12 protein-coding genes and 1 pseudogene are annotated in these 14,988 nt (G+C 71.8%); 3 read left to right on the plus strand and 10 right to left on the minus strand.

Annotated features, from left to right (window positions below; translation table 11 throughout):
* The first annotated feature begins 20 nt into the window (after positions 1-20).
* The 3 genes from zwf to pgl are packed head-to-tail and all read left to right on the plus strand — an operon-like array spanning position 21 to position 3,177.
* Entirely contained in the window at positions 21-1,550 is a 1,530-nt protein-coding gene (gene zwf / locus EDD26_RS11995; RefSeq protein ID WP_245990102.1) for a glucose-6-phosphate dehydrogenase, read from the plus strand.
* Positions 1,547-2,482, plus strand: a complete 936-nt coding sequence (locus tag EDD26_RS12000; RefSeq protein WP_123697924.1) for a glucose-6-phosphate dehydrogenase assembly protein OpcA — start codon at positions 1,547-1,549, stop codon at positions 2,480-2,482. The genes zwf and EDD26_RS12000 overlap by 4 nt, the downstream gene beginning before the upstream one ends.
* Positions 2,482-3,177, plus strand: coding sequence for a 6-phosphogluconolactonase (gene pgl, locus EDD26_RS12005; RefSeq protein WP_123697925.1), 696 nt, complete (start codon positions 2,482-2,484; stop codon positions 3,175-3,177). The genes EDD26_RS12000 and pgl overlap by 1 nt, the downstream gene beginning before the upstream one ends.
* 611 nt (positions 3,178-3,788) lie before the next feature.
* Here pgl and EDD26_RS12010 read toward each other — a convergent pair.
* From EDD26_RS12010 to uvrA, 10 genes and pseudogenes are all read right to left on the minus strand, one after another.
* Positions 3,789-4,145, minus strand: a complete 357-nt coding sequence (locus tag EDD26_RS12010; RefSeq protein ID WP_123697926.1) for an RNA polymerase-binding protein RbpA — start codon at positions 4,143-4,145, stop codon at positions 3,789-3,791.
* The gene (gene secG / locus EDD26_RS12015; protein ID WP_123697927.1) at positions 4,145-4,393 is read right to left on the minus strand and encodes a preprotein translocase subunit SecG; all 249 of its coding nucleotides are present in this window, start codon (positions 4,391-4,393) and stop codon (positions 4,145-4,147) included. Before secG ends, EDD26_RS12010 begins: the two co-directional genes overlap by 1 nt.
* A gap of 109 nt (positions 4,394-4,502) precedes the next feature.
* On the minus strand, positions 4,503-5,288 hold the full coding sequence (tpiA, locus tag EDD26_RS12020) for a triose-phosphate isomerase (protein ID WP_123697928.1): 786 nt from the start codon (positions 5,286-5,288) through the stop codon (positions 4,503-4,505).
* Positions 5,288-6,508: a phosphoglycerate kinase gene (locus EDD26_RS12025; RefSeq protein WP_123697929.1), complete on the minus strand. Its 1,221-nt coding sequence runs from the start codon at positions 6,506-6,508 to the stop codon at positions 5,288-5,290. The genes tpiA and EDD26_RS12025 overlap by 1 nt, the downstream gene beginning before the upstream one ends.
* Before the next feature lie 5 nt (positions 6,509-6,513).
* Positions 6,514-7,521, minus strand: a complete 1,008-nt coding sequence (gene gap / locus EDD26_RS12030) for a type I glyceraldehyde-3-phosphate dehydrogenase (RefSeq protein WP_123697930.1) — start codon at positions 7,519-7,521, stop codon at positions 6,514-6,516.
* Between the two features lie 78 nt (positions 7,522-7,599).
* Positions 7,600-8,223: a superoxide dismutase gene (locus EDD26_RS12035; protein WP_123697931.1), complete on the minus strand. Its 624-nt coding sequence runs from the start codon at positions 8,221-8,223 to the stop codon at positions 7,600-7,602.
* Positions 8,224-8,310: 87 nt separating this feature from the next.
* The gene (gene whiA / locus EDD26_RS12040) at positions 8,311-9,288 is read right to left on the minus strand and encodes a DNA-binding protein WhiA (protein WP_123697932.1); all 978 of its coding nucleotides are present in this window, start codon (positions 9,286-9,288) and stop codon (positions 8,311-8,313) included.
* Between the two features lie 14 nt (positions 9,289-9,302).
* A pseudogene (gene rapZ / locus EDD26_RS12045) lies at positions 9,303-10,132 on the minus strand (RNase adapter RapZ).
* 29 nt (positions 10,133-10,161) lie between these two features.
* Positions 10,162-12,090, minus strand: a complete 1,929-nt coding sequence (uvrC, locus tag EDD26_RS12050; RefSeq protein WP_123697933.1) for an excinuclease ABC subunit UvrC — start codon at positions 12,088-12,090, stop codon at positions 10,162-10,164.
* Positions 12,087-14,963, minus strand: a complete 2,877-nt coding sequence (uvrA, locus tag EDD26_RS12055) for an excinuclease ABC subunit UvrA (RefSeq protein WP_123697934.1) — start codon at positions 14,961-14,963, stop codon at positions 12,087-12,089. The genes uvrC and uvrA overlap by 4 nt, the downstream gene beginning before the upstream one ends.
* Positions 14,964-14,988 lie beyond the last annotated feature (25 nt).

A 14,988-nucleotide genomic window follows, 5' to 3' on the forward strand; every position in this document is an offset into this window, starting at 1 on the left:
CGGTCGCTCCCGGCGCGAGCATCGCCGCGGGGCGCAACCCGCTGCGCGACGCCTCCGACCACCGCCTCACGCGCATCCCCGGGCCGAACGCCATGACGTTCTTCGGCGTCACCGGCGACCTGGCGCGGAAGAAGCTGCTGCCGGCCGTCTACGACCTGTCGAACCGCGGCCTCCTGCCGCCCGGCTTCGGGCTCGTCGGCTTCGGCCGCCGCGACTGGACGCACGAGCAGTTCGCCGAGGTCGTGCGCGAGGCCGTGCAGCAGCACGCCCGCACGCCCTTCCGCGAGGCCGCCTGGCGGCAGCTCGCCGAGGGCATCCGCTTCGTCGAGGGCGACTTCGACGACGACGACGCCTTCGACCGGCTGGCCGACGTGCTCGCCGAGCTCGACGAGACGCGCGGCACGATGGGCAACCACGCCTTCTACCTCTCGATCCCGCCGAACGCCTTCCCGCTCGTCACCCAGCAGCTGAAGCGCTCGGGGCTCGCCGAGTCCGAGGACGGCCGCTGGCGCCGCGTCGTGATCGAGAAGCCCTTCGGCCACGACCTCGCCTCCGCGCGCGAGCTCAACGCGGTCGTCGAGTCGGTGTTCCCCGCCGACAGCGTCTTCCGCATCGACCACTACCTCGGCAAGGAGACGGTCCAGAACATCCTCGCGCTGCGGTTCGCCAACGCGCTGTGGGAGCCGATCTGGAACGCCAACCACATCGACCACGTGCAGATCACGATGGCCGAGGACATCGGCGTCGGCGGCCGTGCCGGGTACTACGACGGCATCGGCGCCGCGCGCGACGTCATCCAGAACCACCTGCTGCAGCTCTTCGCGCTCACCGCGATGGAGGAGCCGGTCTCGTTCGACGCGCGCGACCTGCGCGTCGAGAAGGAGAAGGTGCTGCGCGCCGCGCGCGTGCCCCTCCCCCTCGGGTCGTCGACGGCCCGCGGGCAGTACGACGCCGGCTGGCACGGCGGCGCGCACGTCAAGGGCTTCCTCCAGGAGGAGGGCATGCGCCCCGACTCCGCGACCGAGACGTACGCGGCGATCAAGCTCGAGGTCGACACCCGCCGCTGGGCGGGGGTGCCCTTCTACCTGCGCGCCGGCAAGCGGCTCGGCCGCAGGGTGACGGAGATCGCGATCGTGTTCAAGCGCGCCTCGCAGTACCTCTTCGACGCCTCCGACATGCGCACGATGGGCGAGAACGCGCTCGTCATCCGCGTACAGCCCGACGAGGGCGTGTCGATGCGCTTCGGCTCGAAGGTGCCGGGCCCGGGGATGCACGTGCGCGACGTGACGATGGACTTCGGCTATGGCCACGCCTTCACCGAGGAGAGCCCGGAGGCCTACGAGCGCCTCATCCTCGACGTGCTGCTCGGCGACCCGCCGCTCTTCCCGCGCCACGAGGAGGTCGAGCTCTCCTGGAAGATCCTCGACCCGATCGAGGAGCACTGGGAGGCGGAGGGCGGCCCGATCGAGCAGTACCAGCCCGGCTCGTGGGGGCCGCAGAGCGCGAACGCGCTGCTCGGGCACGACGGCAGGCACTGGAGGCGACCGTGATCATCCGACTCTCCCGCACCACCACCGCAGAGGTGCAGCGGCGCATGCTCGAGATCCGCGACGAGGGCGGCGTCGTCGCCCTCGGCCGCGTGCTCACGCTCGTCGTGCACACGCAGATCGGCGCCGAGGAGGAGGCGATCCGCGCCGCGAACGCCGCCTCCCGCGAGCACCCGATGCGCGTCATCGTGGTCTCGCGCAACCCCGACCGGGTGAGCGCCAAGGAGGAGCCGCGCCTCGACGCGGAGCTGCGGGTCGGTGCCGACGCGGGTGCGAGCGAGGTCGTGCTGCTGCAGTGCTACGGCGAGCTCGGCTCGCACCTGCTCGGCATCGTGCAGGGCCTGCTGCTGCCGGATGCGCCGGTCGTCGCCTGGTGGCCGTCGTTCATGCCCGACCGCCCCTCGGGCGCGCAGCTGGGCCAGATCGCCCAGCGGCGCATCACCGACTCCGGCAAGCAGAAGGATCCGCGCGGCGCGATCCTCTCGCTCGCCGCCTGCTACGCGCCCGGCGACACCGACCTCGCGTGGACGCGGCTGACGAACTGGCGCGGCCACCTGGCCGCCCTGCTCGACCAGCCGCCGTACGAGGCGGTGCGCTCCGGGCTCGTCTCGGGCGACCTCTCGAACCCGAGCGTGCACCTCATGGCCGCGTGGCTCGAGCTGCGGCTCGGCATCGAGGTCGAGAAGGTCGAGGCGGGCGACACCCCGGTGGGCTCGAGCGGCCTGCACGCCGTCGAGCTGCACCGCGAGACCGGCGACTCCTCGCTCACGCGCGTGCGCGACTCCGTCGGCGTGCTCGAGCAGCCGGGGCAGCCGTCGCACCACGTCGCGCTCTCGACCCGGGGGCTCGAGGATCAGCTCGCGGAGGAGCTCCGCAAGCTCGACGCCGACGACATGTACCGCCAGGTGCTCGTCTCGACCCTCGAGGGCCGCTGATGCGCGCCATCGTCGAGGGCGACCGCGTCGCGCTCGTCGCCGCGACGGCCGAGCGCCTGACGTCGCTGATCGCCGAGCTGATCGCGGAGCGCGGCGGCGCGGTCATCGCGCTCACCGGCGGCAGCGTCGGCATCGAGCTGCTGAGCGCGCTCGCCGACCGCGACATCGACTGGGAGCACGTCGTCGTCACCTGGAGCGACGAGCGCTTCGTCGAGGCGGACTCGTCGGACCGCAACGCGCGCCAGGCGCGGGAGGCGCTGCTCGACCGGGTGCCGATCCCCGCGGGCAGCGTGCTCGAGCTGCCGGCTGCCGACGGAGCGTCGCTCGACGCGGCGGCCGCGGCGGCCACCGAGCTGCTGGCCGGCGTGGGCGTCATCGACCTCACGCTCCTCGGCATGGGGCCCGACGCGCACGTCGCCTCGCTCTTCCCCGGCCTGCCGGGCGTGCGCGACACCGGCAGCCGGGTGATCGCCGTGCGGGACTCGCCCAAGCCGCCGCCGGAGCGGCTCAGCTTCACGCTCGAGGCGATCAACGCCTCCGACCGGGTCTGGCTCATCGTCGCCGGTGCCGACAAGGCGGACGCCGTCGCGCTCGCCGCGAGCGGCGCGAGCGCCGACGAGGCGCCGGCCGGCGCGGTGCACGGCCGGCTCGAGACGCTCATGCTGCTCGACGAGGACGCGGCCGCCCGCCTGTAGCGGCGCTGCCCGCTCCCTGCTGGTGAGTGGTCACTCCCGCCCGTGAGTGGTCACTCCCGCGGGTGACTGGTCACCCCCGCAGGTGAGTGGTCACTGCGGCACGTGAGTGGTCACTCCCGCGGGTGACTGGTCACTGCGGCACGTGAGTGGTCACTCCCGCACGTGAGTGGGCACGCCTGCAGCTGAGTGGCCACTCCGTACGTCAGTCGCGTACCCGAGCAGGAACGGGTCCGCAGGATCCCGTGACGCACCCCCTTCCGCACCTGCTGCTGAGTTCCCGTATACGCGACGCACGCGCAGCATCCAAGGCCGGCGGCAACGCTGGTGGCCGCTCACGCGCGGGACTGACCGCTCACGCGCGGGGTCGACCGCTCACACGCGGGATCGACCACTCACACGCGGGATCGACCACTCACACGCGGGATCGACCACTCACACGCGGGATCGACCACTCACACGTGGGATCGACCGCTCACGCGCGGGGTCGACCGCTCACGCGCGGGGCTGATCGCTCACACGCGGGGCTGACCGCTCGCCTGCGCCGTGTGCGCGCGAACGACGAAGCGGCCGCCCTCGCGAGAGGGCGGCCGCTTCGTCGCTGAGGTCGTGGGTCAGCCACGGCCTTCTGACGAGCGCAGCTTCTGCAGCGCCTCGTCGAGGAGCGAGACCGCCTCCTCGGGGGTGCGGCGCTCCTTCACGTACGCGAGGTGCGTCTTGTACGGCTCGTTCTTCGCCACCTGGGGCGGGTTCTCCTTGTCGCGACCCGCGGGCAGGCCGGTCGACGGGGAGTCGATCACCTCGGGGATCTCGTCCTCGGGGAGGTCGGCCGCGAAGTAGCGCACCGTCTCGTTGCCCATCGCGTCCCAGTAGGAGATGGCCACGCGCTCGGCGTGGAAGCCTCGGTCCTGCTCGCCCATGGGGCCCGCGCCGACGCGGGAGCCACGGATCGCACTGCCGCCGGACGCCATCAGATGCCCGCGAACTTGGTGATGAGGCCGAGCACGACGATCGACGAGAGCCACGCGAGGCTGACGACGACCGTGATCGTGTTGAGGTTGCGCTCAGCGACGCCCGACGAGCCGAGCGACGAGCCGACGCCGCCGCCGAACATGTCGGACAGGCCGCCGCCGCGCCCCTTGTGCAGCAGGATGAACAGCGTCAGCAGCACGGATGTGACGCCGAGGATCACCTGCATGATGATCTGGAGAATCTCCACTAGCCCTCTTTCCGGATGCGCGGCACCCGCATCGGCTGCGGGTCCACGAGAAGTCCAACGAGCATCCTACCGCAGCGATGCCCGGCCGCCCGATTCCGGCGCGAGCCGATCAGGTGCCGACGTGCTGCTGGAACCGGCTGATCGCCGCGAACTCCGCCGCGTCGAGGCTCGCGCCGCCGACGAGCGCGCCGTCGACGTCGGGCTCGCGCATGAAGCCGGCGATGTTGCCCGACTTCACGCTGCCGCCGTAGAGGATGCGCGTCGCGGCCGCTGCCTCGTCGCCGCGGACCTCCGCGATCGCCTGCCGCAGCGCCTGGCACACCTGCTGCGCCTGCTCGGCCGTGGCGGCCTGGCCGGAGCCGATCGCCCAGACGGGCTCGTACGCGACGACGATGTCGCCGGAGGCCGGCAGCTCTGCGAGCACGTCGCGCAGCTGCTGGACGGGCACCGCCGAGGCGCCGTGCTGCTCGAGGTCCTCCGCCGTCTCGCCGACGCAGATGACCGGGGTCACGCCGTGGCGGAGCGCGGCGGCGGCCTTGCGGCCGACGATCGCATCGGTCTCGCCGTGGTGCTGCCGGCGCTCGGAGTGGCCGACGATCGCGTACGAGCACTCGAGCTTCGCGAGCATCGCGGCCGACACCTCGCCGGTGTGCGCGCCCGAGTCGTGCTCCGACACGTCCTGCGCGCCGAAGCGGAGCTCGAAGCGCTCCGCCGAGATGAGCGTCTGCACGCTGCGGAGGTCGGTGAAGGGCGGGAACACCGCGACCTCGACCGCCGCGTGGTCGTGCTTCGCGTCCTGCAGCGTCCACGCGAGCTTCTGCACGAGCGCGATCGCCTGCAGATGGTCCTGGTGCAGCTTCCAGTTGCCCGCGATCAGCGGGATGCGGTTCGCCATCATCGTCCTTCCCAACCCAGTGCTTCCAGTCCCGGCAGCGCCGCGCCCTCGAGGAACTCGAGGCTCGCGCCGCCACCGGTCGAGATGTGCCCGAAGGCGCTGTCGTCGAAGCCGAGCTGGCGCACGGCCGCGGCGGAGTCGCCGCCGCCGACGACGGCGAGGCCGTCGACCTCGGTGAGCGCCTGCGCGACGGCCTTCGTGCCGGCCGCGAAGGCCTCCATCTCGAACACGCCCATCGGGCCGTTCCAGAAGACGGTGCGGGCGCCGCGGATGGCCTCCGCGAACGCGGCGGCCGAGTCGGGACCGATGTCGAGGCCGATGCCGGCGTCGCCGAAGCGCGAGCCCGCGATCGCGTCGGCCGCGACCGTCTCGTGCTCGGCGTCCGCGGCGAACGCGGATGCGACGACGACGTCGGTCGGCAGCAGCAGGTCGACGCCGAGCTCCTCGGCCTGCGCGAGGTAGCCCCGCACGCGATCGAGCTGGTCGGCCTCGAGCAGGCTCGAGGCGACCTCGTGGCCCTGCGCCTTCAGGAACGTGAAGAGCATGCCGCCGCCGATGAGCAGGCGGTCGACGCGCGGCAGCAGGTGCTCGATGACGCCGAGCTTGTCGCTCACCTTCGAGCCGCCGAGCACGACCGCGTACGGACGCTCCGGGGTCTCGGTGAGCCGCGACAGCACCTCGAGCTCGCGCTCGACGAGCAGGCCGGCGGCGCTCGGGAGCACCTGCGCGATCTCGACGACGCTCGCCTGCGCGCGGTGGACGACGCCGAAGCCGTCCGAGACGAACGCGTCGGCCCCCGCGGCGAGCTCGGCGGCGAACGAGGCGCGCTCGGCCGCGTCGTCGCTCGTCTCGCGGGGGTCGAAGCGCAGGTTCTCGAGCAGCGCGAGCTGCCCGTCCCGCAGGGCGATCCGCACGCGGTGAGCGTCCTCCCCCACCGTGTCGGCCGCGAACGCGACCTCCGCGTCGAGCAGCTCGCCGAGCCGTCGGGCGACGGGGGCGAGCGAGTACTTCGCCTCCGGCGCGCCCTTGGGGCGGCCGAGGTGCGACATCGCCACCACCTTCGCGCCCTGCTGGAGCAGGGCCCGAAGGGTGGGCAGCGACGCGACGATGCGGCCCTCGTCGGCGATCACGCCGTCCTGCAGCGGCACGTTGAAGTCGCAGCGGATCAGGACGGTGCGGCCGGAGAGGTCGCCGAGGGAGTCGAGCGTGCGGATCGCCATGGGGATCAGAGCTTCGAGCCCACGAGTGCCGCGAGGTCGACCAGGCGGCAGGAGTAGCCCCACTCGTTGTCGTACCAGCTCGAGATCTTGACCTGGTCGCCCATCACCTTGGTGAGGCCGGAGTCGTAGATCGACGAGAACGAGTTGCCGACGATGTCCGACGAGACGATCGGCTCGTCGGTGTACTGCAGGTAGCCCTTGAGCGGACCCGACTCGGCGGCGGCGCGGTAGGCCGCGTTGATCTCGTCGACCGTGAGGCCGTCGCGCGTCTGCACCGTCAGGTCGGTGATCGAGCCGGTCGGGACCGGCACGCGCAGCGCGTAGCCGTCGAGCAGGCCGTTGAGCTCGGGCAGCACGAGGCCGATGGCCTTCGCGGCGCCGGTCGACGTCGGGATGATCGACAGCGCGGCCGCGCGGGCGCGGCGGAGGTCCTCGTGCGGGCCGTCCTGGAGGTTCTGGTCGGCCGTGTAGGCGTGGATCGTGGTCATGAGGCCGCGCTCGATGCCGAACGACTCGTGGAAGACCTTGGCGAGCGGCGCGAGGCAGTTCGTCGTGCACGAGGCGTTCGAGATGACGTGGTCGTTCTCGGGGTCGTACTGGTCGTGGTTCACGCCCATCACGAACGTGGGCGCCGGGCCCTTCGCGGGCGCCGAGAGGATGACCTTCTTCGCGCCGGCGGTGAGGTGCGCCGAGGCGTCCTCCACCTTGGTGAAGCGGCCGGTCGACTCGATCACGACGTCGACGTCGAGGTCGCCCCACGGGAGCTTCGAGGGGTCGCGCTCGGCGAAGCCGCGGAACTGGTCGTCGCCGACCCGGATCGAGCCCTCGTCGGCTGCCACCTCGGCGCCGAGCACGCCGGCGACCGAGTCGTACTTGAGCAGGTGGGCGAGGGTCTTGTTGTCGGTGAGATCGTTGACCGCGACGACGTCGATGTCAGCGCCCTGGGCAAGCGCTGCGCGGACGAAGTTGCGGCCGATGCGGCCGAAGCCGTTGATGGCGACCTTCAGAGTCATGGGAGGGGTTCCTGACTGTCGGGGTGGGAAGGGCCCCGGGCGGTGCCCGGGGCCCCGGTCACGTGGTGACGATGGGGGTCAGCGGAGGATGAGGCCGGAGGTCTGGGCCTTGGCCGCGTCGAAGCGTGCCTGCGCATCCTGCCAGTTGACGATGTTCCAGAACGCCTTGACGTAGTCCGCCTTGACGTTGAGGTAGTCGAGGTAGAAGGCGTGCTCCCACATGTCGAGCATGAGGATGGGGTGCGTGCCCACCGGGATGTTGCCCTGCTGGTCGAACAGCTGGAAGATGTTCAGCCGCGAGCCGACCGAGTCCCAGGCGAGCACCGACCAGCCGGAGCCCTGGATGGCCGTGGCGTTCTGGCTGAAGTGGCTCTGGAACTTGCCGAAGCCGCCGAAGAACTCGCCGATCGCGGCCTGCAGCTCGCCCTCGGGCTCACCGCCGCCGTCGCCCGACAGGTTGTTCCAGAAGACGGTGTGGTTCGTGTGGCCGCCGAGGTGGAACGCGAGGTCCTTCTCGAGCTTGTTCACGGCGCCGAAGTCGTCGGCGTCGCGCGCGGCCTCGAGCTTCTCGAGCGCGGTGTTCGCGCCGTCGACGTACGTCTTGTGGTGCTTGTCGTGGTGGAGCTCCATGATCTTCGCGGAGATGTGGGGCTCGAGCGCCGCGTAGTCGTACGGCAGCTCCGGAAGGGTGTAGACGGCCATGGCTGGCTCTCCTCTCTGGCGCGCCGGGCGCACCGGTGGGTCGTTCCGATCCTAGCCACCGCCGCGGTCCCGCGGCTGGGGGCCGGGTCAGTCGTCGATGTCGTCCGGGACGGCTGCCTCGGTGTCGGGGATGCCGCGATCCTGGGCGGCCCGATCGGCCATCGCGAGCAGGCGGCGGATGCGTCCGGCCACCGCGTCCTTCGTCATCGTCGGGTTCGCGAGGTGGCCGAGCTCGTCGAGGCTCGCGTCGCGGTGCTCGAGCCGCAGCCTGCCCGCGTAGGACAGGTGCTCGGGCACGTCGTCGGCGAGGATCTCGAGCGCGCGCTCGATGCGGGCGCAGGCCGCGACCGCTGCCTGGGCGCTGCGGCGCAGGTTCGCGTCGTCGAAGTTCACGAGACGGTTCGCCGTCGCGCGCACCTCGCGGCGCTGGCGCAGCTCGGCCCACGCCTGCACCGTCTCGTGCGCGCCCATCGTCGTGAGCATGCGCGAGATCGGCTCGCCCTCGCGGATCACGACGCGGTGCGCACCGCGCACCTCGCGCGACTTCGCGGGGACGCCGAGGCGGCCGGCCGCGCCGACGAGCGCCATCGCGGCCTCGTTGCCGGGGCAGGCGACCTCGAGCGCCGCGGAGCGGCCCGGGTCGGAGAGCGTGCCCTGCGCGAGGAACGCGCCGCGCCAGATGCCGGCGAGGTCCTCGAGCGAGCCCGTCGTCACCTTGTTCGGCAGCCCGCGCACCGGGCGGCGTCGCGCATCCATGAGCCCGGTCTGGCGGGCGAGGGTCTCGCCCTCGGCGATCACGCGCACGAGGTAGGCGCCGGAGGTGCGGTTCGACGACGACGAGATCTTCGCGATCTCGGCGCGCACGCCGTACAGCTCCAGGATGCTCTTGGCGAGCCGGCGCGCCACCGCGGCGGAGTCGAGCTCGCTCTCGACCGCCACGCGGCTCGAGATCACGTGCAGGCCGCCGGCGAAGCGCAGCAGCGTCGCGACCTCCGCCGCCTTCGTCTGGGGTCGCGTCACGCGCACGCGCGCGAGCTCCTCCTTGACGTCGTCGGTCAGTGTCACGCCTGCTCCTCTCGTCATTCGCGCCCCAGGTCTCGATGCTTCACGGCGACCCGCAGCCCGGGCCGGCCGGAGAGGCGCTTCGCGAAGTGCTCGGCCATCGCGACCGAGCGGTGCTTGCCGCCGGTGCAGCCGACGCCGAGCACGGCGTGCAGCTTGTTCTCGCGCGCGAACCCCTCGAGCACGGGCGCGAGCGCCTCGAGGTAGCGGTCCGCGAACTCCGCCGCGCCCTGCTGGTGCAGCACGTACTCGGAGACGACCGACTCGGTGCCGTCGTGGCCCGCAGCTCGGGCATCCAGAACGGGTTCGGCAGGAAGCGCATGTCGGCGATCAGGTCGGCGTCGACCGGCAGCCCGTACTTGAAGCCGAAGCTCATCACCGTGAGGGTCACCTCGAGCTCGCCGCCGGGAGCGAAGCGCTCCCCCACGCGTCGCGTGAGCTGGTGCGGGTTGAGGCCCGTCGTGTCGAGCAGCTCGTCGGCCATGCCGCGCAGCGGCTCGAGCCGCGTGCGCTCGGTGCGGATGCCGTCGAGGATCGTGCCGTCGCCCTGCAGCGGGTGGGGCCTGCGCACCTGCTCGTAGCGGCGCACGAGCTCGGCGTCGCTCGCCTCGAGGAAGAGCACGCGCACGGTCTGCTCGGCGCGCAGCATCTCGACGAAGCGCTTCGCGTCGTCGAACAGGGCGCCGCCGCGCACGTCGACGACGATCGCGAGCTTCGGCTCCGTCGAGTCGCCGGTCGCCGCCGTGCGCACGAGCGCCTTCAGCATGGTGGGCGGGAGGTTGTCGACCACGAACCAGCCGAGGTCCTCGAGCGCGTTCGCGACGGTCGTCCGCCCTGCGCCGGACATGCCGGTGATGATGACGATCTCTCTGGCGTTCACGCTTCCGGTTCCTGTCGCTGGGCTGCTCCCTCCATCGTATCGGCACCGCTCGGCTCGCCAGCCAGGGCCCGTGCGATCGTCAGCGCGAGCGCAGGGCCGACGCCTGCGACCTCGCGCAGCTGCTCGGGGCTCGCCTCGCGCACGCGCTTCGCGGACCCGAAGTGCTTGAGCAGCGCGCGCACGCGGTTCGGGCCGAGGCCCGGGATGCCGCTCAGCTGCGACTCGATCGCGCTCGAGCGCTTCTGCCGCTGGTAGCCGATCGCGACCCGGTGCGCCTCGTCGCGCAGCCGCTGCACGAGGTAGAGCGCCTCGCTCGAGCGCGGCAGGATCACCGGGAACTCCTCGCCGGGCAGCCACAGCTCCTCGAGGCGCTTCGCGATGCCGGCGAGCGCGACGCCGCGCACCCCCGCCTCGTCGAGCGCGCGCTTGGCGGCCTGCACCTGCGGCCGGCCGCCGTCGACGAGCAGCAGCTGCGGCGCGTAGGCGAAGCGCGAGCCGGTGTCGTCGGGGTCGCCGTCGACGAGGTAGCGCGCCCTGCGCGTCATCACCTGGTAGATCGAGTCGGTGTCGTCGGTCGTCTGGGCGATCGCGAAGCGCCGGTACTGGTCCTTGCGCGGCAGCCCGTCCTCGAACACGACCATCGAGGCGACCACCCCGGTGCCGCCGAGGTGCGAGACGTCGAAGCACTCGATGCGCAGCGGCGCCTCGGCCATGCCGAGCGCCTCCTGCAGGTCGGCGAGCGCCTGCGAGCGGGTGACGTAGTCGCTCGTGCGCTTGGTGCGCGACACCTGCAGCGCGTGCGCAGCGTTCACGGCGGCGGAGTCGGCGAGGCGCCGCTTCTCGCCCCGCTGCGGCACCCGCACCGCGACGCGGCCGCTCAGGCCGTGGTCGGCGCGCCGGTCGGTGAGCCACGCCTCCACCTCGGCGACGCTGTCGGGCTGCTTGGGCAGCAGCACCTCCCGCGCGGGCGGGTCGCCGCCGTCGTAGGCGATGCGCAGCACCTGGGTCGCGAGCTCGCCCTCGGTGAGGTCGATCTCGGTGTCGACGACCCACGACTTCGTGCCGCGGATGCGGCCGCCGCGCACGACGAACAGGTGCACCGCCGCGCTGAGCTCGTCGTGCACGAGCCCGAGCACGTCGGCGTCGACGCGGTCCGACAGCACGACGCTCGTGCGCTCGAGCACCGACTCGAGGGCGACGAGCTGGTCGCGCAGGCGCGCGGCGCGCTCGAACTCGAGCCGGGCGCTCGCGCGCTGCATCTCGTCGCGCACGCGGTCGACGAAGTCCTGGTCGCCGCCGTTCATGAAGCCGACGAGGTCGTTCGCGGTCGCGCGGTGCTCGGCGAGCGTGACCCGGCCGACGCACGGCGCCGAGCACTTGCCGATGTCGCCGAGCAGGCACGGCCTGCCGGTGCGCTCGGCGCGGTCGTAGATCGACTGGCTGCACGAGCGCATCGGGAACGCCTTGAGCAGCAGGTCGAGCGTCTCGCGGATCGCCCAGACCTTCGTGTACGGACCGAAGTAGCGCGCGCCGCGGATGCCGCGGTTGCGCGTGATGAGCGCGCGGGGCACGTCGTCGCCCATCGTCACCGCGAGGTACGGGTACGACTTGTCGTCCCGGAACTGCACGTTGAACGGCGGCTCGTACTCCTTGATCCAGGTGAACTCGAGCTGCAGCGCCTCGAACTCGCTCGCGACGATCGTCCACTCGACGCGCACCGCGGTGAGCACCATCCGGCGGGTGCGCTCGTGCAGCGCCTCGAGCGGCTGGAAGTAGTTCGAGAGCCGCTGGCGCAGGTTCTTCGCCTTGCCGACGTAGAGCACGCGCTCGTGCTCGTCGCGGAAGCGGTACACGCCCGGCGCGGTCGGGATGGTGCCCGGCGCGGGCTTGTACGGCACCGTGCGGGAGGTGCGCCCCGCGCTCATCGGACTCCCGCGCCCAGCATCTCCTTGAGGAAGCTGCCGGTGTAGCTCTCGGGCACCTCCGCGAGCTCCTCGGGCGTGCCGGTCGCGACGATCGTGCCGCCGCCGGAGCCGCCCTCGGGGCCGAGGTCGATCACCCAGTCGGCCGACTTGATGACGTCGAGCGAATGCTCGATCGTCAGCACGGTGTTGCCCTTCTCGACGAGCCCGTCGAGCACCTCGAGCAGCTTGCGCACGTCGTCGAAGTGCAGGCCGGTGGTGGGCTCGTCGAGCACGTAGATCGCGCGGCCGGAGGTGCGGCGCTGGAGCTCGGTCGCGAGCTTCACGCGCTGCGCCTCGCCGCCCGAGAGCGTCGTGGCGGACTGCCCGAGCCGCACGTAGCCGAGGCCGACGTCGACGAGCGTCTTGAGGTAGCGGTGGATCGACGAGATCGGCGCGAAGAACTCCGCGGCCTCCTCGATCGGCATCTGCAGCACCTCGGCGATCGACTTGCCCTTGTAGTGCACCGAGAGCGTGTCGCGGTTGTAGCGCGCGCCGTTGCACACCTCGCACTCGACGTAGACGTCGGGCAGGAAGTTCATCTCGATCTTGAGCGTGCCGTCGCCCTGGCAGGCCTCGCAGCGACCGCCCTTCACGTTGAACGAGAAGCGCCCGGCGAGGTAGCCGCGCGCCTTCGCCTCGGCGGTGTCGGCGAACAGGTTGCGGATCTTGTCGAACACGCCGGTGTAGGTCGCCGGGTTCGAGCGCGGGGTGCGCCCGATCGGCCCCTGGTCGACGTGGATGACCTTGTCGAGGTGGTGGAGGCCGGTGACGCGCGTGTGCTTCGCCGGCACCTGCCGGGCGCCGTTGAGCGCGTTCGCGAGCACCTTGTGCAGGATGTCGTTGACGAGCGTCGACTTGCCGGAGCCGGAGACGCCGGTGACCGCGACGAAGACGCCGAGCGGGAAGTCGACGGTCACGTTCTGCAGGTTGTTGGCGCGCGCGCCCTCGACCCGGAGCATCCGGTCGGGGTCGATCGCCCGGCGCTGCGACGGCGTCGGGATCGTCTCGCGGCCCGAGAGGTAGGCGCCGGTGAGCGACGTCGGGTGCTCGAGCAGCGACTCGTAGCTGCCGGAGTGCACGACCTCGCCGCCGCGCTCCCCCGCCCCCGGGCCGATGTCGACGACCCAGTCGGCGGTGCGGATCGTGTCCTCGTCGTGCTCGACGACGATGAGCGTGTTGCCGAGGTCGCGGAGCGCCTCGAGCGTGCCGATGAGCTTGCGGTTGTCGCGCTGGTGGAGGCCGATCGACGGCTCGTCGAGCACGTAGAGCACGCCGGTGAGCCCCGCACCGATCTGCGTCGCGAGCCGGATGCGCTGCGCCTCGCCGCCCGAGAGCGTCGCGGCCGCGCGCGACAGCGACAGGTACCCGAGGCCGACGCGGATGAGGAAGTCGAGGCGCGCGCGGATCTCGCGCAGCACGGCAGCGGCGATCGTCGCCTCCCGCTCGTCGAGCTCGAGGTCGCGCATGAAGGCGTGCGCGGCGTCGAGGCTGAGGTCGGAGACGTGGGCGATCGAGCTGCCGTGCACGAGCACGCTGAGCACCTCGGGGCGCAGGCGCGCGCCGCCGCACTCGGGGCACGGCACCTCGCGCAGGAACTCGCCGTGCTTCGAGCGCACCCAGTCGCTGTCGGCCTCCGCGTGCTTGCGCTGGATGTAGGGCATGACGCCCTCGTAGCCGGACGCGTACTTGAGCTGGCGGCCGTAGCGGTTGCGCCACTGCACCATGACGTTGCCGTCGGTGCCGTGCAGCACGACCTTGCGCGCATCCGGGTCGAGGTCCTGCCACGGGGTGTCGAGCGAGAACTGCAGCTCGCTCGCGAGGCCCGTGAGCAGCCGCTCGAAGTAGGTGTAGAGCCCCTTGCCCGACTGCGTCCAGGGCAGCAGCGCGCCCTCGCGGATCGAGAGCGCCTCGTCGGCGATCACGAGGTCGGGGTCGGCCGCCATGCGGGTGCCGATGCCGTTGCACTCGGGGCACGCGCCGAACGGGGCGTTGAACGAGAAGGTGCGCGGCTCGATCTCGGTGAGCGCGACCGGGTGCCGGTTCGGGCACGAGAGCTTCTCGCTGAAGATGCGCCGGCGGTCCTCCGCGTCGTCGTCGAGGTCGACGTAGTCGATCGTCACGAGCCCGTCGGCGAGCCGCAGGGCGGTCTCGAGCGAGTCGGTGAGGCGCGAGAGCATGCCGGGCTCGGCGACCAGGCGGTCGACGACGACCGAGATGTCGTGCTTGAGCTGCTTCTTGAGCGCCGGCGCCTCGGCGAGCTGCACGAGCTCGCCGTCGATGATGGCGCGCGAGTAGCCGGTCGCCACCAGGTTGCGCAGCAGGTCGGCGAACTCGCCCTTCTTCTGCTGCACGACGGGCGCGAGGATCTGGAAGCGCGTGCGCTCTGGCAGCTCCATGAGCTCGTCGGCGATCTGCTGCACGGTCTGGCGCTGGATGCGCTCCCCGCACACCGGGCAGTGCGGCACGCCGATGCGCGCCCACAGCAGGCGCATGTAGTCGTGCACCTCGGTGATCGTGCCGACGGTCGAGCGCGGGTTGCGGTTCGTCGACTTCTGGTCGATCGAGACGGCAGGACTCAGGCCCTCGATGAAGTCGACGTCGGGGCGGTCGACCTGGCCGAGGAACTGGCGCGCGTAGGCGGAGAGCGACTCGACGTAGCGGCGCTGGCCCTCGGCGAAGATCGTGTCGAACGCGAGCGACGACTTGCCCGATCCGGACAGGCCCGTGAACACCACGAGGGAGTCGCGCGGGATGCGCAGGTCGACGTCCTTGAGGTTGTGCTCGCGGGCGCCGCGGACGTGCAGCTCTGCGCTGTTCGAGATCGTGGATGTCACCTGACGAGTCTACGAGCGGCCACTG

Source organism: Agrococcus jenensis, assembly GCF_003752465.1.
Classification (GTDB): Bacteria; Actinomycetota; Actinomycetes; order Actinomycetales; family Microbacteriaceae; genus Agrococcus; species Agrococcus jenensis.